Annotated in this window: 13 protein-coding genes and 1 pseudogene; 6 read left to right on the forward strand and 8 right to left on the reverse strand. The window is 69.4% G+C overall.

Translation table 11 applies throughout. The annotated features are described in order from the left end of the window. Nucleotides 1-27 precede the first annotated feature (27 nt). A complete protein-coding gene (locus ACFYOH_RS12795) occupies nucleotides 28-3,177 on the reverse strand; it encodes an amino acid adenylation domain-containing protein (protein ID WP_388624565.1) in 3,150 nt (1,049 codons plus the stop codon). 201 nt (nucleotides 3,178-3,378) lie between these two features. Between ACFYOH_RS12795 and ACFYOH_RS12800 the strand changes: the two genes are divergently transcribed. Further along, on the forward strand, nucleotides 3,379-4,023 hold the full coding sequence (locus tag ACFYOH_RS12800; protein ID WP_388624568.1) for a hypothetical protein: 645 nt from the start codon (nucleotides 3,379-3,381) through the stop codon (nucleotides 4,021-4,023). Between the two features lie 97 nt (nucleotides 4,024-4,120). On the opposite strand, the gene ACFYOH_RS12805 is transcribed toward ACFYOH_RS12800, so the two are convergent. From ACFYOH_RS12805 to ACFYOH_RS12835, 7 genes are all read right to left on the reverse strand, one after another. Then, nucleotides 4,121-5,335, reverse strand: a complete 1,215-nt coding sequence (locus ACFYOH_RS12805) for a GNAT family N-acetyltransferase (RefSeq protein WP_388624571.1) — start codon at nucleotides 5,333-5,335, stop codon at nucleotides 4,121-4,123. Next, nucleotides 5,332-6,111 (reverse strand): SDR family oxidoreductase, encoded by a 780-nt coding sequence (locus ACFYOH_RS12810; protein ID WP_388624574.1) that lies wholly within the window; start codon nucleotides 6,109-6,111, stop codon nucleotides 5,332-5,334. Before ACFYOH_RS12810 ends, ACFYOH_RS12805 begins: the two co-directional genes overlap by 4 nt. 41 nt (nucleotides 6,112-6,152) lie before the next feature. Continuing rightward, nucleotides 6,153-11,687, reverse strand: a complete 5,535-nt coding sequence (locus ACFYOH_RS12815) for an SDR family NAD(P)-dependent oxidoreductase (RefSeq protein WP_388624577.1) — start codon at nucleotides 11,685-11,687, stop codon at nucleotides 6,153-6,155. Nucleotides 11,688-11,787: 100 nt separating this feature from the next. Beyond that, nucleotides 11,788-12,561: an ABC transporter permease gene (locus ACFYOH_RS12820; protein WP_388624580.1), complete on the reverse strand. Its 774-nt coding sequence runs from the start codon at nucleotides 12,559-12,561 to the stop codon at nucleotides 11,788-11,790. A 23-nt stretch (nucleotides 12,562-12,584) separates the two neighbouring features. Further along, nucleotides 12,585-13,352: an ABC transporter permease gene (locus tag ACFYOH_RS12825; protein ID WP_388624582.1), complete on the reverse strand. Its 768-nt coding sequence runs from the start codon at nucleotides 13,350-13,352 to the stop codon at nucleotides 12,585-12,587. A gap of 2 nt (nucleotides 13,353-13,354) precedes the next feature. After that, nucleotides 13,355-14,335, reverse strand: a complete 981-nt coding sequence (locus tag ACFYOH_RS12830) for an ABC transporter ATP-binding protein (protein ID WP_388624585.1) — start codon at nucleotides 14,333-14,335, stop codon at nucleotides 13,355-13,357. A 511-nt stretch (nucleotides 14,336-14,846) separates the two neighbouring features. Beyond that, the gene (locus tag ACFYOH_RS12835) at nucleotides 14,847-15,491 is read right to left on the reverse strand and encodes a class I SAM-dependent methyltransferase (protein WP_388624587.1); all 645 of its coding nucleotides are present in this window, start codon (nucleotides 15,489-15,491) and stop codon (nucleotides 14,847-14,849) included. A gap of 174 nt (nucleotides 15,492-15,665) precedes the next feature. On the opposite strand from ACFYOH_RS12835, the gene ACFYOH_RS12840 reads away from it, so the two are divergent. The 5 genes and pseudogenes from ACFYOH_RS12840 to ACFYOH_RS12860 all read left to right on the forward strand — a co-directional run bounded on the left by ACFYOH_RS12840 (nucleotide 15,666) and on the right by ACFYOH_RS12860 (nucleotide 21,621). After that, nucleotides 15,666-17,510: a phospholipase C gene (locus ACFYOH_RS12840; protein WP_388624590.1), complete on the forward strand. Its 1,845-nt coding sequence runs from the start codon at nucleotides 15,666-15,668 to the stop codon at nucleotides 17,508-17,510. 347 nt (nucleotides 17,511-17,857) lie between these two features. Next, nucleotides 17,858-18,040, forward strand: a pseudogene (locus ACFYOH_RS12845) (3-deoxy-7-phosphoheptulonate synthase); the annotation flags it as partial. Nucleotides 18,041-18,721: 681 nt separating this feature from the next. Further along, a complete protein-coding gene (locus ACFYOH_RS12850; RefSeq protein WP_388624593.1) occupies nucleotides 18,722-20,368 on the forward strand; it encodes a GH3 auxin-responsive promoter family protein in 1,647 nt (548 codons plus the stop codon). Continuing rightward, nucleotides 20,365-21,222 (forward strand): class I SAM-dependent methyltransferase, encoded by an 858-nt coding sequence (locus ACFYOH_RS12855; RefSeq protein ID WP_388624596.1) that lies wholly within the window; start codon nucleotides 20,365-20,367, stop codon nucleotides 21,220-21,222. Before ACFYOH_RS12850 ends, ACFYOH_RS12855 begins: the two co-directional genes overlap by 4 nt. Then, nucleotides 21,223-21,621 (forward strand): hypothetical protein, encoded by a 399-nt coding sequence (locus tag ACFYOH_RS12860; RefSeq protein ID WP_388624598.1) that lies wholly within the window; start codon nucleotides 21,223-21,225, stop codon nucleotides 21,619-21,621. The last annotated feature ends 120 nt before the right edge of the window (nucleotides 21,622-21,741 follow it).

The raw sequence follows: 21,741 nt of genomic DNA on the forward strand, positions 1-21,741 counted from the left end.
AGGATTCGCATCCGATTGGCAGCCTTTCTACTTGTCGTGATCCACGTCGGACTGAATGGTTTCGATGTACCTGGCCAGTTCCAGGGGGGTCGGTGCGTCGTATATCTCCCGAATGGCCAGTCGCAGCGCGACCAGCCGGTGCAGTCTGGCCGCGAGGCGAGTGGCCAGGAGGGAATGCCCGCCATTGCGGAAGAAGTGGCTTGACGGCCCCAGATCGGGATTCTTGAGCAACGTCCGCCAGAGGTCGACCAGCTGCTCGAGAAGCTCTTCGCTGACGTCCTCCGGATTTGAAGTCTCCGTTTGTACGGTGAAATCACCCTGCGCGGCCCGAACCTCCCCGAGCGCGGCGAGCGCTCGGTAGTCGACCTTGTCGTTGGCGGTTCGGGGCATGGTCTCGACGGGCACAAGGCCGGACGGACGCGCATAGGGCGGCAGCGCATCCTGGATGTGCTGCCACAGGTCGGTACCTGCGGACTCCCCCTCGGCGCTGCCTCGTACGAAGGCGAGCAGGCGGACGTCGTCGTCGGCGCCCACCACCACGGCCGCCGCCTCCTCGACCGACGGATGGCGCTCCAGGACGGCCTCGACCTCGCCCAGCTCCAGACGGTTCCCGCGGATCTTCACCTGCCGGTCCGCACGGCCGACCAGGCGGAGTTCACCTGAGTGCGTCCAGTGGGCTATGTCCCCCGTCCGGTAGAGAGAACCGAGCGTGGGGTGATGGACGAACCTTTCGGCGGTGAGTTCGGGCCGGTCCAGATAGCCCAGGGCGACCCCCGCCCCGGCGATGCAGAGCTCCCCCGGCATGCCCGGCGGCATCTCGGCGCCGGTGCCGTCGAGAATGTGGACCCGGGTATTGGCGATCGGCCGGCCGACGGTGATCACGCCGCTGCCGTCCACCTCACCTGCGGCCGACCAGATGGTCGTCTCCGTGGGGCCGTAGACGTTGAAGAGTCGGCAGCCGGTTGCGGAAAGCCTCTGGGCCAGTGCGGCAGAGAGCGGCTCGCCACCGCAGAGCACCCGGGTATCGGCCAGCGACTTCTCGGGCAACTCGGTGACGGCGAGGCGCCAGGTCGTCGGCGTGGCCTGGAGGATCTCCGGGCGATGGCGTCGCACGAGTTCGCCGAACACCTCGGCGTCCGAGCGCGCCTCGTCCGGCGCCACCAGCACCGATCCACCCACCGTCAGCGGCAGGAACAGTTCCAGCGCGGACACGTCGAACGCGAAGGTCGTCAGCCACATCATGGTTTCGCCCGGCCCTGCCTCCAGCAGGTCGGCGAAGCATGCGGTGACATTCCGCAGGTTTCCGTGGGAGACCTTCACCCCTTTGGGGCGGCCGGTGGAACCCGAGGTGAAAATCACGTAGGCCGGATCGTCCGCCCGCGAAGGCACCGGCCCCCGCAGCATGTCGGCGGGCAGTGCGTCGGTCTCGCCGAGCTCGCGTGTCGGCACGGCCGTCCGGCCGACCAGGCAGGAAGGCGCAAGATCCCCGTCGTGGACCACGCAGGAGACGTTCGCGTCGGCCAGCTGGCCGGCGAGACGGTCAGCCGGGTGCGACGCGTCGAGCGGCAGGTAGTGCGCCCCGGCCGCCCAGATCCCGAGCACGGCGGCGACCGCGCGGGCGCCCCGCGGACAGGCCAGGGCCACCGCGTCCCCCGGGCGCACCCCCGCAGCGGCCAGGTCGTCCCGCATCCGGGTCGCGGCGGCGGCCAACGCCCGGTAAGTGAAGCGCTCTTCCCCCTCGATGAGAGCGACCGCCTCAGGCGTTCGCAGCACCTGCGCGCGCACGACGTCGAGCACGGTGGCCGGCCCGGACCACTGCCTGGAGGTGTCGTTGGCGCGATCCACGAGCCGGCGGTCCGCGGGCGTCCAGTACGACAGCGCGTCGACGCCGCACTCCGGATCGGCGGCCACCTGGGCGAGCAGGTTCTCGAACCTCTCCAGCAGGGCACGGATCTGGTCCTCGTCGTGGACCTCGGTGCTGTATACGGCCTGGAGGACCAGCCCCTGCTCGGACCGTTCGGCCACCACCTCCATGTCCAGCCGGCTGAGCCCTGTGTCAGGTTCCGCCGGCCGCAACCGGCGTGCGGGGCCACCCGCGAACCACGTGTCGGTTTCGGCCTGGTCGATGAAGTTGAACATGTGCCGGAAAACGAGCCGATGCCACGCCGCGTCGGTGGCACCGTTGAGGTCCAGCACCTCGAAGGGGGCATCGAGGTACTGGACCCCGGCCATGAACGAGTCCTGGACGCGGTGCGCGAACTCCGCGAACGACAGCCCCTCGTCCAGGCGCACGGGCAGAGCGACCGTGGTGACGAAGTAGCCGACCGCGCCGGACTGCGGGGACCGCAGGGTGAGCGGTACGCCGACGACCAGGTCCGGTCCGGTGGCACCGTGCTTGGCGAGCAGCAGGTAGTACAGACTCAGCAGGATTGCGTTGTCGGTGACCCGGAGGACCTTGCGCAGGCTGGTCAGGGCGCGCAGAGCGGAGGGCGAGGCCGGCATGACCAGCCGCGCGCCCGCGAAGGTGGGCGCCTGCGGCATCGGCCGGGCGCAGGCGAGTTCCATGGTGGTCGGCCCGATCCCGCCGAGTCGCTCGCGCCAGTAGGCAAGGCTTTCCGCGGAAGGCTCCTCGTCCACAGGCGGCGGCGCCACCGGCGGGAGATCGGGAAAGCCTCCGCTGGTCATCAGGCTCTCGAAAGCGGCATCGACATCCTGGAGGAACAACCGCACGGAGCCACCGTCGAAGACAAGGTGGTGTGCCGCGAACGCGATGACGCTGCCGCCGGTGGGAAGCACGAACTGGCAGCCCCTGATCAGCAGGTCGGAGGTCAGGTCGAAGGCCGGCGCGCCGAACGCCTTGATCTGCTCAGCCAGCCCCTCGGGGTCTGCGGGCGCCACGCCCAGTTCCAGGGAGGTCACCTCGGGCGGCCGGAAGCCCCGCATCGGTACGCCGTCCACGTCCGAGAAGAAGGACCGCAGCGCAGGATGACGTCGGACCGCCCAGTTCACCGCTTCGCCCAGCACGACAGTGTCGACCGGGTGAGCGCATTCCACGCCGAATACCACGTTCGAGATCCCGAGATCGGGGACCATCTGCTGCAGCAGCCAGAGCGCCCGCTCCCTGGGGCCTATCGGCCACTGTTCGGACGCCGATTCGGCGGCAGTGCGGATGTGCATTTCCCTCTTTCCTCGGTGACGATGGAGAACTGTCATTGAGTCGGCTCAATGATGTGGGCTAGGCTTCCGGCGCACTCCTCACTTCGAGATAGGAATTCCGTGGATCCCATAGCAATGACGCTCGATTACCCTGGACATCAGGAAAGGCGGCGGATCGGCGATCTGGCCGACGGGAGCCTTGCATTCGAAATGCTTCCGCTGATGAAGTCTCCGCTTCCTCAGGAGTTCTACGCCGAGGAATACGCGGCACGACTCCTTGCGGCCTCCGGGTGCACCCGCCCGGTCGGCCTCGTGGTGTCCTACTGCCTGGCCTCTTCCATCGGCTACGAGGTCGCCCGGCAAGTGACCTCCCGGCAGGGCTCTGCGCCGGTGCTCGTGGCACTGGACGGTTCCCCGTGTCCGGCCGAGTCCGTGCTGAGCGCCTACCGCGAGGCAGCCGTGCGGTTCGCCGAGGACGACGCCGTGCACTTGCTGCAGCCCACGGAGAGCGACCTGATCGAGCGGCCCAAGGATGTCCTGGCCGCCATGGAACGGGAACTGACGGACCTCGCGGCCCGCAGCCTGAGGGAAGAGGAGCTCGAGGAGGACTTGATCCAGGACATGGTCGAGGATCTGGTCCACCACACGGTTGACTGGCTGACGCATCTGGTCGCCGCGCACAACGCCTCGTTCCTCCAGTGGGAAGGAGACGTTGTCCTGGTGTCCTCCAGGGACCAGCCCTTCGAAGGTCCCTGGCCGGGAGCCCGGAGCACCCGGGTGGTGAGGGTCGACTGCAGCCGGGCGGAGCTGCTCGACCAGCCCCGGGTGCGGCGTGCCATCGCCGACTGCATGCCGTCGCGGCTCTGATCGGCCGTCACGCCACCGGGAGGCCCGGCGCCCCGCAGCGGCCGCGGGGCCTCCCTGATCCCGTCCGCCGTGCGGGCAACTCGGTGCCGCCTGAGCTTTATCGGACACCTCGGTGCACCCCCTGCTCGCGCCGCCCCACCGACCGCCCGTCGGCGAAGCCGAGGGCCTCCGCCCGGAACTCCTCCAGCCGCGACTCCGGCAGCCGCCGGCCACACTCTTCGCGCAGCAGGCCGAGCACGTGCTCGGTCCAGGGCAGCACGGCTTCCCGGGGGAAGACCTCACGCCCTCGGTGAAGACCGACCTGCCACATGGGTTCCAGCCGCGCTCCGCGCATCAGCTTGGCCGAGTAGTTCGTGGCGCCCAGGTGCAGCCCCCGCAGTCCCAGCTCGTAGCAGATCTCCAGCGGCCGGTAGAAGAGCAGCTCGAAGAGCACAGGTGCCGCGTTGGTGCGCAGGTCGTCGGTCAACGCGAGGCTGCGCCCCCAGAGCAGGTCTCCCCAGGCGAACCACAGGGCGTAGCCCTTGAGTTCACCGTCATGGCGAACGGTGAGCAGGATCTCCTGTCGAGCCGCCGACCGTGCCATCCCCTCGTACTCCCGCCGTAGGCTGTCGAGGGTCCACATCACGCCCTTGCGCGCCCGGGACTGTTGCACCAGCGGGATGACTTCGTCGAGGCAGTCGGCCAATGACGCGCGCTCGATCCTCGCGTCGCTCCGGGCCGCGCGGCGCCGGTCGGTGCGGATGCTGTGCCGGCGGTGGCCGCCGAGCGAGGCGAGGTAGTCGTCCATCGAGGTGCCGGGTGCCGGGAGCCAGCAGTCGGCCAGCGGCGACAGGATCGGCACGACGCGTTCGGTCTCCGCGAGCGCACGAGCCGCAGCGGTGGTCAGATGGAGCGCGTACACCCACTCCCGGCCATGGTCGTCGGCGAATTCGACCGCACCGTCGAGAAGGCCCGCCACGGTCGCCGTCACGTCGGAGCCCCGGACGGCCAGCTCGGTCCGGTAACCGCGCCGGGGCCCGCACAGCAGATAGGGCTCCTCCTCCCGGTAGGGGAAGAGCCGATCCGGCCGGTACCCGGGGCTGACCTCTCCGTCCGGCAGCGCCACCGGCATGAGCCCGACCGGGTGGCCTTCGCCGTCCTCCGCCAGCAGGTAGCCGTGATCCGTGCCCTCGTCCAGCGCCTCCGTGGCCGCCAACCAGGGCTGCGAGGCGTAGAAGCCGACGCTGTCGTCGTCGATGAGCGAGCGGATCGAGGGCATCTGGTCGGCCAGGTGCGCGATGCCGGTCAGGTGGACGCGCGGCTGCGTGGTCATGGGGTCACCGCCCCGAAGATGGGATGGCAGAGCATGACACCGCCGTCAACGGCCAGGTCGACGCCGGTGACCCAACTCGCAGCGGGCGAACAGAGGAAGACCGCGGCGCTGGAGATGTCCTCGGGAGTGCCGAGCCGCTGCAGCGCGACCCCTTCGACCTGGGGCAGGAATGCCTGGTTGGTCTCGCCCGCGTGCATGCCGAGCATGTTCGTCGTGACGCCCTCCGTCTGAACCGGGCCGGGCGCAAGCGAGTTGACCCGAATGCCGTAGCGGCCCCATTCCCGGGCCCACGACGCGGTGAGCGAGACGATCCCCGCCTTGGCGGCCCCGGCGTGCGAGAAGCCGGGGAAGCCACGGTCGACACCTGGCACCGTGATGCTGAGAATGGTGCCCCGGCGCATTTCGATCATGCCGGGCACGAAGGCCCGTGTGATGGCGAACGTGCCGAGCAGGTCGATGTCCACCACCGTCTCCATGGCACGCCGGGTCATCCGCTCGGCAGGCACATGGAAGTTGGCCGCGGCATTGTTCACCACGATGGTGGCCGTGCCGAACCTGCTCAGCACGTAATCCCGCAGCTGCTCCACCTCTTCGTCGTGGCGGACATCGCACGGGAGACTGGCACAGAGCCGGCCGGTCTCCTCGGCGATCCGCAGCTCGGCCGCTTCGAGCCGAGCCGCGGATCGCGAGGTGATGACCACATCGGCGCCGCAGGCCACCAGATCGCGGGCGATGGCCAGACCCAGTCCGGATCCGCCACCGGTGACCACCGCCACCTCCCCCGCGAGGAGATCGGGTGCGAAGATGCGCCGGATATTCACGCACCCACCCGGACGATCTCTGCCGCCAGCAGCCGAATCGTGTTGAACTCGAACATGCTGCCCGCGCTCAGTTCGATGCCGAACCGCTCCTTGATCCGGGCGGTGAGCTGCACCGCCGCCAGGGAGTTGCCGCCGACGTCGAAGAAGTCCTCGTCATAGTCGATCCGCGTGTGCCCCAGAGCCTCGGACCACAGCTCCATCAGACTCGCCATGACGTCATCCGATCCACCGGAGACGGCGGTCCTCGTCGGCGGGGTCATGGGCACGGCGGCGGCCTTCGGGGCTGCGGCGGCAGCCGGCGGGAGTGCGCTGTGCCGGGGCGCGACCTGCGGCGCGGGCGCCGGCCTGGGCGCCGACGGCACGGAATCGGCCCAGTCCAGCCCGCGCGCCCGCATCCGCGCGCCCGGCGCATCGACGATGACCGCCTGCGGGTAGGAGCCGTTGACGAGCTCCAGGAAGACCTCGGCGCCGTGGACCGGCGTGAGCAGCCCGGGTCGGTCGGGGGCCGCATCCGCGGTCCGGGCAGCCGGAGCGGAAGGGGCGGCCTTCCCAGGCGCCTGTCCCGCCGCCACCGTACGGGAGGCGTCCGCCAGGCGGCCGACGAACTGGTCGCCCTTCACCTCGCGAAGGGTGAAGGATCCGACGCTCAGCCGGAGTTCACCGCTTTCGAGGTCGTACAGGTCCAGATCCATGACGCGCACGCCCTTCTCCCCGTCACCGAGCCGGGCGTGTACCAGGACATGGGCGGGCAGAGGGCCGAAGAAGGTGAGTCGGCGGTACAGGAACGGCAGATACCGGACGTCCTGGCTGAAGAAGGGCAGGAGCGAGGTTGCGACGTCCAGAATCGCCGCGTGCATCGGGTGGTGCTCGAGGTCGCCGTGGAACTCCTCCGGGAGGCGCAGCTCGGCGACGCGTTCGGTGGCGGTGCCTTGGACCGGGCCGACGCTGTCCCACCGCGGTCCGAAGGTGATCCACGAGCCGAAGCCGAGGTGCTCGGCCGACTCGAGGCCCTCCCTGAGCTCGCCGAGGTCTGGACGGACCGTCGCCGTGGCGGTCTCGGGGACGGCCAGGACGCCATTGGCGTTCAGCGTCCACGGGCCTTCGCTGCCCGCCGGCCGGGTCTGCACCCGGAACCGGTGCATACCGGCCATGGGCGAGAACACCACTGCGAACTCGGTCGGACCGAAGGCGGCGGCCGGCGCAAGGAAGACGCTCTCCCGAAGCTCGAGCACCGTCCCTGCGGGGTGGAGTTCCAGGGCGAGCGCGGCGGTGACGACGAGCTCGAGCAGCGCGGTGCCCGGTGCGACCGGCTGATCGTCGAACTGGTGCTCGTCGAGTTCCCAGTCCCGTCCCGGAACCAGGGTCCGGCGGAACTCGAGGCTGTCAACGGATTCCTCCGAGGCACCCTTGCGCGCGTCTTCGCCACCGGTCAGCAGGGTGAGCGAGACATCGGAGTCCGCCGCCATCCCCACCTCGGCCCAGCCCGGCCAGTCGACGGCGACGGTCCACCGGCTGCCGCGGCCGTGCTGCTGGGCGTGCGCGTCCAGGAAGGCGTTGGCCGCGGCGTAGTCCGCACTGCCGTAAAGACCTGCCACCCCGGCCTGGCTGGAGAAGAGGGCCAGGAAGTCGAGTTCGGGCCGGCTGCGGAACACTTCCTCGATCGCCAGAGCCCCGCGGACCTTGACGCCGATGACGGCGTCGGCGTCCTCGCGCGACCGGCGCTCGATCAGCCCGCCGCCAGGCAGTCCTGCCGAGTGCACCACACCGTGCACCGTGCCGAAGGTCCGCTCGACCTCCTCGACCGCAGCCAGCAGCGACTGGGGGGCACTCGCGTCGCCCCGCACGACGATGACCTCCGCGCCCGCGTCCTCCATCTCGTGCACGGCCGCCGCGATCCGCCGACCGCGGGGTGTGTCGGCGGCCGGCATTCCGGACCGGCCGAGCAGAGCGATCCGGGGCTGGAACCCGGTGTCGGCGAGGGCGTTCGCCACGACCAGACCGATGCCTCCGAGTCCTCCGGTGACGAGGTAGACGCCCCGCTGGCGCAACCGCAGGCGACCGGGGGCCGAGGTGCGGGACAACGGCTTCAGCACCGGGGTCCAGCTGCTGTTGCCGCGCAGGGCGACCAGCGGCTCGTCCAGCCGGGCGAGTTGCTCGCCGAGCGCCTCGACGCCGGTTTCGCCGGAGACGTCCAGCATCACGCAGCGGACGTCCGGGTACTCCTGCTCGATGGTGCGGGTGAGGCCGGCGATCATTGCGCTCGCTGGATTCAGTCGGTCGGCACCGCTCACGTCCACGGCATGCCGCACGAGTACCACGAGGGTGACCGGCTGACGGGCCCTCCGCTGGGCACGTGCCACCGCCCTGGCACACGCCAGGACACCGAAGAAGCCCTGATCCAGCTGCTGGTCGAGACTGGCAAGGGTGACGGTGTCGGGAGCGTCCAGCATCGCTCCGTAGGCGACGACAGCCGGTGCCCGCGACTCCTCCGCGGACCGGAGCAGCTGCTCCCACTCGTCCTCGGACAGGGGATCGAAGCCGTCGGTGGCGGCCGCCGTCCCGGGGACCGCGGCGTGCGCCCGGACTGTCCGGTATCCGGCCCGCTGCAGGGCAGTGCGGAGCAGGACGGCATCCGGCCGGCTCGCGGGCAGCAGCGCGACCGCCGTCTCACCGCCCACCTCGGGCAGCGAGACGGGACCGCGGCCCGACGTACGGCGGACCCAGTCGACCGCGCCCAGGCTCCAGCTGGTCTCATCGTGTGCCGGCACCTGCACGGCGGCCTCTTCGTCCCCGGCGGCAGCGGCGGGCTCGGCCGAGGAGCCGAGTGCCGCCTCGGCCACGGCCGACGGCGCGGGGGGCGATGCCGTGTCGGTGTGCTGCGCGGCCGGGAGGTCCGGCCGCTCGATCCAGTGGCGCTTGCGCTGGTACGGATAGCCCGGTACGGCCACTCGAGAGTGGTCGGTGTCCTTTTCCCGACGGGTGAAGTCCACGGGGACGCCGGCCACCCAGAGCCGGCCGAGCGCCTCCTCCAGGTCCCGGTGCTCGGCGCCCTCGTCGGCGTCGGGCGACGGCATGGTGGGCAGCACCGCGGAGGCGCCGGAGCGGACCTCCGGATGGGATGTGAGCAGCGCGGAAAGGGTGTGGCCCGGCCCCGTCTCGACCAGGAAGGAGGGTCCGTGGCCCAGCACCGTGGCAGCCGCGTGCGCGAAGTCGACCGGATCGACCAACTGGCGGGCCCAGAACGCCGGCGAGGTGGCCTGCTCCGAGGTGATCTCGGCGCCTGTGGCGCAGGAGACCACGGGTATCTTCGGCTCGTTGAGGGTCAGCGTGCCCAGGACCTTCTCGAAGTCCTCGGCGGCCGTCGCCATCATCGCAGAGTGGAAGGCGTGCGAGGTGTGCAGCAGGCGGCTGGCGATCCGGGTGTCCCTCAGCCGCTCCGCCACCTCCGCGACGGCCGCTTCCGGACCCGCAAGGACACACTGCCGCGGCCCGTTCAGCGCGGCGAGTGACACCTCGCCGCCCACATACGGCAGGACCGCCTCGTGCGGCGCCGCCACCGCCAGCATGGAGCCCCGCGGCATCCCCTGCATGAGAGTGGCCCGGGCCGCCACCGCCTGGAGACCCTCGGTGAAGCCGAAGACCCCGGAGACCGCCGCCGCCGCCAGTTCGCCCACGCTGTGTCCGAGCAGCCGGTCGGGGCGGACGCCCCAGCGCATCAGGCAGTGCGCCCAGGTGTAGCTGAGCACGTAGAGCAGCGGCTGCGCCAGAGCCGTCTCGGCGAGCTCGTCCGCCTGCGCGTCGGACAGCCAGAGCGATTTCAGGTCCCGGTCGAGCAGCGGCTCGAGCTCGGCGAAGGCACGGTCGCAGCCCTGCCTGAAGAGCGGCTCGGTCTCGTACAACCACCGTGCCATTCCCGGATGCTGAGCACCCTGGCCGGGAAAGAGGAGGGTGAGACCACGTTTGACACCGTCCGGCCGGATCACCCGGCCTCCGTCCCGCAGGAGTTCGGCTGCCTCGGCCGCGTTGTGCGCCACGACGGCACCGCGGACGCGCCGGGCAGAACGCCCCACCCGCAGGGTGTGTGCGGCGTCGGCGAACGACCGCTCGTCGGCCGTCGCGAAGTGAGCTGCCAGCCGATCCCTGAGAGCCGATTCGGCGGCGTCCTCCGCTGCGGACCATACGATCAGTTCCGGCTTGCTCGGGCCGCACCGGGCGGGCCGCTCAGGGGCTTCCTCCAGGATCAGGTGGGCGTTGGTGCCGCCGATGCCGAACGAGCTCACACCGGCGCGTCGCGGCCTGCCGGCCACCCTGGGCCACGGCCTGAGCTCGGAATTGACATAGAACGGCGTACGGCCGAGCTCCAGCTTCGGGTTGGGCTCCGAGAAGTGGATGCTCGGCGGGATCTGCTCGTTGACCAGCGAGAGAACGGCCTTGATGAGGCTCGAGACTCCGGCAGCCTGGCTGAGGTGGCCGACGTTCGACTTCACCGAACCGACGCCACAGGACTGCGCCGGCAGCTTCTTCCCGGCCACCTGGTGGAAGGCCTCGGTCAGTGCAGCCAGCTCGATCGGGTCGCCCAGCGCGGTGCCGGTCCCGTGCGCCTCGACGTAGGAGATGGTCTCCGGTGCCGTGCCGGACTTGGTCAGTGCCTCGACGATGCAGGCCGTCTGGCCCATCGGGCTCGGAGCGGTGAAGCCGGCCTTGCGATCGCCGTCGTTGTTGATGGCCGAGCCACGGATGACGGCATAGACGGTGTCCCGGTCGGCCAGGGCGTCCGAAAGTCGCTTCAGCAGGACCGTTCCGACTCCGTTGCCGAAGTTGGTGCCGTTGGCGCTCGCGTCGAAGGGCTTCGGGAAGCCGTCGGGGGCGATGAAATCGCCCTCCAGGTACTGATAGCCGCGGTTGAGCGGCATCTCCAGGCTGGCGCTGCCCGCGATCGCCATGTCGCACTCACCCAGGCGCAGCGCCGAGCAGGCCATGTGAACGGCGACCAGAGACGTGGAGCAGGCCGTCTGAATCGTCATGCTGGGCCCGCGAAGGCCCAGCTTGTAGGAGATGAAGGTCGTGAGGTAGTCCGACGCATTGGCGATCTCCATCGTCGTCCAGCCCACGTTCTGGGTGACGTCCGAGTCCTCGACGTGGTCGATCCGGTAGCGGTTGGTGTTCGTCCCCGCGTAGACACCGATGCGTCCGGAGTACGTGGCCGGGTCGTACCCACCGTGCTCCAGCACGGCGTGGGAGTACTCGAGGAGAAGTCGGTGCTGGGGATCCCTGATCTCCGCCTCGCGCGGCGTCATACCGAAGGCGGTCGTGTCGAACGACTCGACGTCGGAGATGACCGGACGCCTCCTGACGTAACCGGGGTGAGCGAGCCGCTCGGGACTCTCTCCGGACTCGAGTATGGCCTCGTCGGTGAGCTCGGATATGCAGTCCCGGCCCGCTACGAGGTTTTCCCAGAACTCATCGAGATCGCTGGCCCCAGGAAATCTTCCTGCCATGCCGATGATGGCGATCGGCTCCAGCGCTTGCATGCTTCGACTCCTAGATTCGTTCAAGGTGGGCCCCGACCCTGGGCGATGACGGCGGTTTACGAGTGCTTTTCCGAGACGACTTGAACCGTGACTGTCCGGCTCATGCGAGCTCCAGCCGCCCGTTCGCCCGGTCCGCTTCGACGAATGCATGAAGGAGGCAGCCCGCCACGACCAGCCAGCAGCTGCCGATCACACCTTCCGTCAGGATTTCGAGCGGGATATTCACGGAAGGCACCTGTCCGACGATGCCGCGCACCGCGAGCAGGCCATGGGTGAGTGGCAGTATTTGCGCGAGCTTCTGGACCGGCACCGGCCAGTAGCTCGTCGGCACGTTGACGCCACAGATCACCGTGACGCCCAGGTACGCGATATTGGTGGAGGCCTGCTGAAACTTTCGGAACTTGTATACCAGTGCACCGAAGAACCAGCCATAGCCATAGCATGAATAGGACACGACGACGAGAATCAGAGCGATCCACGGAATGCGCGCCCACGGAAACTGGATCCGCATCACGCCGAGCACGGACACCATGACGATCGTCGAACTCGCCACACCCAGAGGAATCCGGATCAGATTGCGGGAGAAAAGGCTCACCACGTGGTTCCCCGGGCTGACGATCAGCCCGGCGAGTGTGCCCTGATTGCGCTCGAACGCTGCCGCATGTGCCACAACGGCGCCCTCGAGAGCGATGACAGCCAGCGCATTTCCCACAAGGATGAACGAGGTACGCTGCGCCTGGGCGACGTACACGCCGACCAGCGCGAAGAAGAGTACCTGGAAGAAAAGCCGGACCACCCAGCCACCGAGCCACATCCGGAGCGTGAAGAACACCCGGAACTCGTGGTAGCCGGCCACCGCGGCCTCGCGGATCACTGGCCAGTTCCTGACTCGTGCCATCAGCCGACCGCCAGTCTTCCGGTGCTCCGAAGCCGGGACATGATCTTTGAGATGAGATAGCCGCCCCCCACGAAGGCGGCGCCGCCGAGGAAGACCACGGCGCCGATCTGGAGCCAGGGATGAGGCAACTGCTCCGGGCTCATCGTTCCGCGGAAGAGGTCGGCGCCCCAGGACAGAAAGATCAACCGGGAAACCGGCTTCAACCAGATCGGGAGGAACGCCACCGGAGTAAAGATGCCGGCCAACACGAACATGGGGTAGTTGAGGAAGTTCTGGTGGGCCTCCGGCGTCCTGGAGAGTGCGGCCACCGCGGCGAGTACGGCGGAAGAGGCGACCGTCGCAAGGGCGGTGGCGACCAGCACGGCGGCGAACCAGCCCGGGTGCCAGATCACCGGCCGGAGATCCACGACGGCCAACGCGAAGACCCAGGACTCAAGGAACGCGATGAGACCGACCGCGGTGGAGGCCAGCATTCTTCCCCACAGGTATGCCGCAACCGAGGCCGGCGAACTGATGAGCAATTCCAATGTGCCCTGTGAGCGCTCAGCCGTGATGGTCGTGGACCCCAGAGCGAGGGCCACCGACCAGATGCCGGAAAGCGCGGGCGCCAGGACGACGGCGCCGTACAGGTCGGTGCGGCCGGAAAGTTGCACGACCGAGAGGAAGTTGAGCACATGGAACGGGATCGCCAGCAGAATGGTGACGCTTCCCATCCGTCTGCGGAAGAGCATCCATTGGAACCACGCACCCGCCCTGACTGCGTGCACGGTCAGCCCCCGATCTTCCGGTCTTCCAGCAGAGCGACATAGACCTCGCTCAGATCGGGTCGTGTCGTGCGGACCTGAGTACAGCCGGCGTCAACGAGTTCTCTGAGCACTCGGCTGCACACACCGTCCTCCCCCAGCTGAATGCGGAAAGCCCCGGTGGGCAGTTGACCGACCGCCAGGACACCGGGCAGCTCGGCCACCCGGGCGAGCACTTCCGCGTCCGCGTCCTCGACTTCGACGTTCTCGTATTCCGAAAGCCAGCGCGAGAGTTGTGTGGGCTGCTCGGTCGCAAGCACCCGGCCCTTGTCGATGAGGCTCACCCGGTCGCAGACGGCTTCCGCCTCAGCCATGTCGTGCGTGGTCAGGATGATCGTCTTGCCGTCGGCCTTGAGGGAGAGGACCACCTTGCGGAAGTCCTGTGCGCCCACCGGGTCCATGCCGATGGTCGGCTCGTCGAGGAACAGGATTTGCGGGTCGGGCAGCAATGCGCGGGCCAGGTGAAGGCGTTGTCGCATGCCGCGGGAATAGGTCTCCACCCGCGAGTCGGCGCGGTCGAGGATACCGAATCGACCGAGCAGCTCCTCGGTCCGCGCAGCGGTGACCTTCTTGTCCAGCCCGTGCAATGCACCCCAGAAATCCATCGTCTGCCGAGCCGTCAGCATCGTGTGCAGCCCGCGGTCGCCGCCGAATGTCACCCCCAGCAGCGAGCGCACCCGTGCAGTCTCCCGCACCACGTCGTGACCCATGACACGAGCTTCGCCCGAGGTGGGGAGCAGGACCGTGCAAAGGATCCTCACCAGGGTCGTCTTGCCGGCACCATTGGGACCGAGAAGGCCGTGGACCTCTCCCTGCTCGACACCGAGATCGACTGATTCCAGGGCGACCTTCGCCGGAACCTTCCGGAACTTTCGACCGCTGTCCTGATAGACGCGGTGAAGCCTGCGGACGTCGACAGCGAGGGGTCGACTGTTTCGAGAGTCCACCGGCAACCCCTTTTGTGTCGCAGTCGAAGCCGAGAGCTCTCGTGGAGGCGAGTCGGCTGTTTACACGCTACTTCTTACCGGACGGACGACTTTTGGAGCATGTCCCCGCTTCACGGGACGTTCCCCGGGGCAACCGATCGCCGAGTCCTCGATGGAAGCGATTCCGTCGCCCGGGCCGGCGGGCATCCGGTGCCGTACGAGCTGTGAAGATGTTCGGGCGGGTGCTGCCGCCGGCGAACGTGTTGCCGACCGCGTCCGGCTGCGCCTGGCGGCGGCAGCCACCGCCTCCGATGGTCGATCCGGCCGGACGGTCTTCCGGCGCTTCGTCCTCAAGTGCCCGGCGAAACCGGTTGAGTCGTGTCCGGTGCGGTTGCCGGGGTTCTCCTCGAGTGCGCCCGGCCCGGCATGGGGCGGGGCCGGCTTCTGCGACGGGTCACACCACTGCCCGACGGCTTTCGGTCCCGGGGCCGGCCCATGTCATCGGGGGGCCGAGCGGCCTCCCGTCGCGGGATCAGGTGCTTTGGCTCTTGCGGAAAACGAGTAGGTACCGCCAGAACAGCAGCCTACGGATGGTGCACCCCGGGAGCAGGTTCGCCGCCTCTCTTCGGATCTCCGACAACGGCATCTCGGGACGCATGACAGGTGCCTGAACGGTAGCTGACGCGTCGGCCCCGCCCCCGGAGACCGAGCGTGCACGGTCCCGGACCGCGACGGCGATCCGGGCTCCGGCATTGACCGGAACGGCGGCGAGGCTCCAGGCCCAGTCCATCCGCGACCGCTCCGGATAGCAGCCCAGAACGACCAGCACACCGCCCGGGGCCAGGGCGTCCCGCAAGGCCGCGACGGTGCTGAACGGCATGTGGTGAATGCTCGCCAGACAGGAGATGAAGTCGTACCTGCCCTTGGGCAGCTCGAGCCGAGTGATGTCCGCTTGCCGGAAGCGGGGCTCTCGCCGCCCCGGATTCACCCGTGACGCCATGAGGGCCGCCTCGATAACCTCCGCCGAGGGGTCTACGGCATCGACCTCGATCCCCAAGTGTGCGAGCCGACGGGCGAACCGACCGGTTCCGCATCCGACGTCCAGGGCGGTACGGCAACCGCGTGGCACACGGCGCAAGAGCACGCGGTGGTAGAAGTCGTTGTGGTTGAAGGGCACGACCTCACCCTGCCACAGTACAACGAAACGTCAGGCGTAACCGCCGCGATCTGCGTGCATGTGCCGGTGGTTGAGTCGTGCTGGTGGCGGTCGGGGGCCCGCTCTCGCTCGGCGAGCAGGAGTTACGATCCCGAACTGTACGCGCAAGCAACTGTGTTCGGAGGGCGAGGCCGCATGGCCGACAGCAGCAGACGAGCAATGATCCGGAGTCTGGGGGCACTCGCGGGCGCGGCCGTCCTCACGGTCATGGCCGGCAGCGCGCCGTCATGGGCCACCGTGCCTGCCGGCGACCACGGTCACTCCGCGACGGCCACCCCGATCAAGCACCTGGTCGTCCTTTTCGACGAGAACGTCTCCTTCGACCACTACTTCGCGACCTACCCGAAGGCCGCCAACACCGACGGGACGAAGTTCACCGCGTCGAAGAACACCCCGAAGGACATCGACACCCTCGCGCACGCCGGGCTTCTGACGAAGAACCCCAACCAGTACCCGCCGAAGCGGCTCACTCCCGCCCAGGCGACGACATGCGACCAGAACCACATCTACGGCCCGGAGCAGTATGCGGCGAACGGCGGCAAGGCCGACCAGTACGTGCAGAACACCGAGGTCGGCAAGTGCTCCGGCGGCCTGTTCGGCGAGCCGGGCCTGGTGATGGACTACTACGACGGCAACACCGTCACCGCCCTGTGGAACTACGCCCAGCGGTACGCGATGAGTGACCGCTCCTACAGCCTGACCTACGGCCCCTCCACACCTGGTGCCATCAACCTGGTCTCCGGCCAGACGCACGGCGTGATCTCCGTGGACCCGTCCAGCGGCACCGAGAACCCGAAGCAGACCTCGATCCCTGACGCCTACGCGGTGAAGTCGCCCGACGCGAACGGCGTGGGCACACTCGTCAACGACCCGGATCCGGCCTACGACGACTGCTCCGGTAAGGACCACACCAGCGGCAACGCCCTGGCGGCGATGCGGGGCAAGAACATCGGTGACGTCCTTGACGCCGGGCATGTCACCTGGGGCTGGTTCCAGGGCGGCTTCCGTCCCTCGGCCGCCTGGGACGGCAAGTCCGGCTCGTACGCCAAGTGCGACACCACCCACACCAACGTGGGCGGCGCCTCCGTGGTCGACTACAGCCCGCACCACAACCCGTTCGCGTACTACAAGTCGACGTCGAACCCGCACCACCTGGCCCCGAAGAGCGTCTCGGAGATCGGCCACGACGGTCAGGCCAACCACAACTACGACCTGACCGACTTCTCCGCCGCCCTGAAGGCGGGCAAGCTGCCGGCCGTCAGCTTCGTCAAAGCCCCCGCGTACCAGGACGGCCACGCCGGCTACTCCGACCCGATCGACGAGCAGCATTTCCTGGTGAACCAGATCAACGCAATCCAGAGCTCGCCGCAGTGGAGGTCGACGGCCGTCATGGTCGCCTACGACGACTCCGACGGCTGGTACGACCACGCCTACGTCGCCCCGCGGAACGGCTCGACGGACACCTCGCTCGGCTCCAACGGCAAGGCCACCGACAGCCCGGCCTGCCAGAAGGGCCCGAAGGCGGCAGGCGGTTACGCCGACCGCTGCGGCCCCGGCACCCGCCAGCCGCTACTCGCCATCTCGCCGTACAGCAAGGTCGACAAGGTCGACCACACGCTGACCGACCAGGCGTCCATCACCCGGTTCATCGAGGACAACTGGCACACCGGCCGCATCGGCGACCACTCCTTCGATGCCACGGCCGGCTCCCTCGCGGGCATGTTCGACTTCCGGCGCCTCAACAACAAGCAGGTGCTGTTGAACACCGATGGCTCCGTCAAATCCGTTGGCCCCATCCACCACGTGGCACCCGTGTCCACGCACATCATCCCGGGCCCGGCGATGCCGAACACCGCCGCAACCTCCGACGCCTCGTCGTCTCCCACCCTTCCGGTGGGCCTGGCTGCGGGCGCCCTGCTCGCCGCTGGCGCCACAGGCACCTACCTCACCTTGCGCCGCAGGCAGCGCCGCACCATCTGAGGTCACCGGCGTCATCGGCTCGGTGCGGTCCATCCGGACAGCACCGAGCCGATCCCCCTCACCCCGCAGACCTGAAGTCGTCAGCCGCCGCACCCCCAACGCCTGAGAAACGGGGCGCCGTGGGGCAACTCCGTGTCCGAGGGGATCCGACGACACGCTCGTGATCGCGCACAGGCGTCTTCGGTCACCAGGCCCTTCCGGCCGGCCGGGCGGCGTGCGGCGGGGCCGATGCCCTTGACGGGGGGTCGTCGGCCTCGCGGCGCGGGCGCTCGTCGAAGACGGCGGCGCCGGCGACGGCGAGCCATTCCAGGCCGTGGACGACGAGCGGGGCCTGGTCCCACTGTCAGGACGTCACCGAGTGCGTGGGCGGCGGCCACGAGATCCTCCCGGACCAGCTGGAGCTGCGCTACGAGACCGCCTGCGACCCCCGGCTGAATCGCAGCCAGGCCCTGGACCTCGCGTTCATGGTGGCGGAGGTCCACCGGACCTCCCGGACAGGGCGGACCGCCCGCGCCGGCGGCCGGGCGTGAACGTGCACCCCGACTTCGACGTGCTCCTCGGCTCCGACCACGCCGGCAAGTCCTCCGCCATGGCCGGGCTCGCCGCCTCCGGCTCCGGGGCGCGGATCGTCTCCGTCGACGACGCCTTCCTCGGGTCCGGCCACCAGCTGCTGGCGGAGCTCAGGCGCGCGCTGGTCGACGACGTGGTGCCGGGGCTCGGCCGCTCCTACTCCCCCGACTTCATGGCGGCCCTGCTGCAGACCGCGGTCGTCCATCTACGGGACCGGGTGCTGGAGAGCGAACCGACGGTGCCCGTCCTGGTCGACTCCTACTACTACAAGATCCTCGCCAAGTGCCGGCTGGCGGGAGTGGCCGAGAACCCGATGTTCGACTGGTGGCGGCGTTTCCCACAGCCCCGCCGGGTCCTCTTCCTCGACGTCCCCCCGGAACTGGCCTGGCAGCGAAGCCACGCGGGCGCCGAGGTGAACGGACTGGAGCACTACGGCGAAGCCCCTGGTCGGGCGTCGTTCGAGAGGTACCAGAGGGATCTGCGCAAACTCATGCTCGAAGAGGTCCGGCACCTGCCGGTGACCTTCCTGCCGCCCCGCACCTCGGTGGATCACACCGTACGAGACATCACAGAGGTCATCGGACATGTACACGTCCGATTCAGCATCGGATCCGGACCGGATCGCACGCTACCGCCAGCGGGTGTTCAGCGAACGCGCCGCGCTCCGGGACGCCGCCCGGCAGCCCGCACTCCACCAGGACCGGGTGCTGCGGGAGCTACTGGAGCACAACGCCGGCACGGAATTCGGGAAGGAGCATGGATTCGCCTCGATCCGCTCCTTCGAGGAATTCCGCAAAGCCGTTCCGGTGCGTGACTACAGAGGCCTGTCGCCCTGGATCGAGAAGATGGCGGCGGGCGCGCGCAACGTTCTCACCGCCGACGACCCGGCCGTCTACTTCACGAGCAGCGGCACGACCGGCGCGCACAAGAAGATACCGGTGACTCCTTCGTTCATGCGCCGGACGTTCTTCCCCTTCTACTACGCCGCGTGGGCTCCGCTGATCGAGCACTTCCCCGAGGTACTCACCGATCGCGACGCCGTGCTGAACCTCAAGCACGACCCGTTGGCGGCCCCTCCGACCACCGGTTCGGGACGGCCCCATGTGGGTGCGAGCCAGGTAGACCTCGGTGGCACGTTCGGCGAACCGCTCGCCGCCGAGCCGGGTTCGTCGGCCACCTGGGCGACCCTTCCCGTACCGGTCGCCGCGGACGACCACCTGCACCGGATGTACCTGCGGCTGCGGTTGGCCCTGGAGAGCGACGTGCGCTGCGTCATCGGGATCAACCCGGCCATGGTCGCCGCCCTCCCTTACCAGCTGAAGCTCTGGTGGCCCCATCTGATCAAGGAGATCAGGGACGGAACGCTGGGCGGGGTGCCCTGGGGCCGGCGGAACCACGAGCGGGCCGCCGAACTGGAACGGCTCGCCGACCACTTCGGCACCGTACGCCCCGCCCACGTCTGGCCCCGTATGAAGGCCGTCTTCTGCTGGACCACCGGCCTCGCCTCGCTGTATCTGCCGCGCCTGCGCGAGGAGTTCGGCACGGGCGTGACGGTACTGCCGGCACCGGTGGCGGCGTCGGAAGGGCCGGTGGGTGTGGCCCTGGACCGGCATGGCTCGGCCGGCAGCCTGGTCGTCACCGCCTCGGTGTACGAGTTCGTCGAAGCCGACACCGACATCTCGGAGGACGTCGAGACACTGCGGCCCGAGGACCTCGAGGCCGGCCGCGACTACCACGTCGTCTTCAGCCACATCGGCGGGTTCTTCCGCTACGCCGTGGGCGACGTCGTCCATGTCGTGGACCGCTTGGGCGGGGTGCCACGGGTCGAGTACGCGGGCCGCGGCGGCCGCTCCGACGTGGCCGGAGAGCGTCTGCTGGAGGCGCCCGTGATCCGCGCCCTGGCCCATGCCGCCACCGCCACCGGCTTGGAGCCCGGCAACGCGGCCTGCCGTGTGTCCGCCGGCGCGGACGGCGGCCACCGTTACGAGTTCGCCGTCTCGCACCGGACGCCCTGGAGCCCCGGGGAGGGCGACCGGTTCGCCGAGGCACTGGACGGCGAGCTGTGCCGACAGGCGCCCGGCTACCGCACGGCACGTGCCACGGGCCGCCTCGGTGCCGCATCGGTGACCCGCCTGGACGGTGACGCGTTCCGGCGCGACTGGCACAACACCGTCGCGACAGGCATACGGCCCACACAGGTCAAGGATCGGCTGTTCCAGCAGGACCCCGCACAGTGGGCCCGGCTGACCGGCGGCACGGCGGACGTCACCGGAAACGAGGCGACATGACCGATCTGCTGAGCGCCGTCGAACGGACTGCGCTGCTGACCGCCGCCCTGCGGGCCGCCGAGAGCGCCCGCGAGGACCGGCTGTACCACGATCCCTACGCGGCCCGGCTCGCCGGGGACACCGGCCTCCGGCTGCTGAGCCGCGTCCGGGAGGTCACCTTCCCGTCGGACGGACGGCGCACCACGCCGAGCACACCCGACTTCAACGCCACGCGTACCCGGTTCTTCGACGAGCACCTCCAGCAGGTGGCATGGGACGGACACACCCCCCAGATCGTCCTCGCGCCGGCGGGCATGGACTCGCGCGCCTACCGACTGGACTGGCCGTCCGGGGCGCGGTACTTCGAACTCGACCAGCCGGCCGTGCTGTCGTACAAGAAGGAACGCATGCGGGACGCCGTACCCCGGGTCGACCACCGTTCCGTCACCGTGGATCTGACGGCCGACGACTGGGAGGACCCGCTCCTGGCCGCGGGGTACGATCCGTCGCTTCCGTCGGCATGGCTGATCGAGGGGCTGCTGTACTACCTGCCGGGCGAGGACGTGCACCGGCTGCTCGCCGGCATCGCCGCCGTCACGGCGCCGGGCAGTCACATTGCCGCCGACCTGGTCAACACCACCGCCCTGACCACGCCCGGCACCCGCCCCCTGCTGGACGTCTTCGCCGACTGGGGGTGCCCCTGGCGCTACGGGACGGAGGAGCCGGAGCAGGTGTTGCACGAGCACGGGTTCACGGTGGAAGCCGTACAACCGGGCGACCCTGCCGCCGACTACGGCAGATGGCCGGACCCGGTGCCGCCCCGCACCGTGTCCGGGGTACCGCGGGTCTTCCTCGTCCGGGGAAGGCGGCGCTGAATGCCGGACACCATCGTCGCGGAAGACAGCACCGCCGGTCTCCGCGCACTCGCCCCGCCCGGTCTCGACCGCCGGCGCGTCCTGCTCGCCCCGGTCACCGTCACCCCGTCCAAGCCCCTCGCCCCGAGCCACCTCAAAGGGCTCTTGTGGACCGACGTGATGTACCGGGCCACCTCGGTCCTCGCCGACGTCTTCTGGGAGTTCCTCGACCGCGCCGTCGGCGCCGCCGACTACTCGGGCATGACGGAGGTGGAGATCGGCGAGCTCTACGTCCGCTTCCGGGCCGAGGGCCGGGCCGCCACGGCCGCGACGCTGCGTCCGTACGCCGAAGCGGTCGAGAGTCAGGGCTGGGTCCACCCCGCTGCCCGTCGCGTCCTGGGGCTGTGGGCGTCGCACTAGTGGCAGTGATCCCGAGGAGGGCACCTGGGCGGGTCACCGGGCCGAGGCAACCCTCACGGCAGCCTTCTCGGGCGCCCGCGCTGTGCCGGCGGAGCCGGTGCTATTGCGCTCGGCGTCATG

The organism is Streptomyces sp. NPDC007856, assembly GCF_042868225.1.
GTDB lineage: Bacteria > Actinomycetota > Actinomycetes > Streptomycetales > Streptomycetaceae > Streptomyces.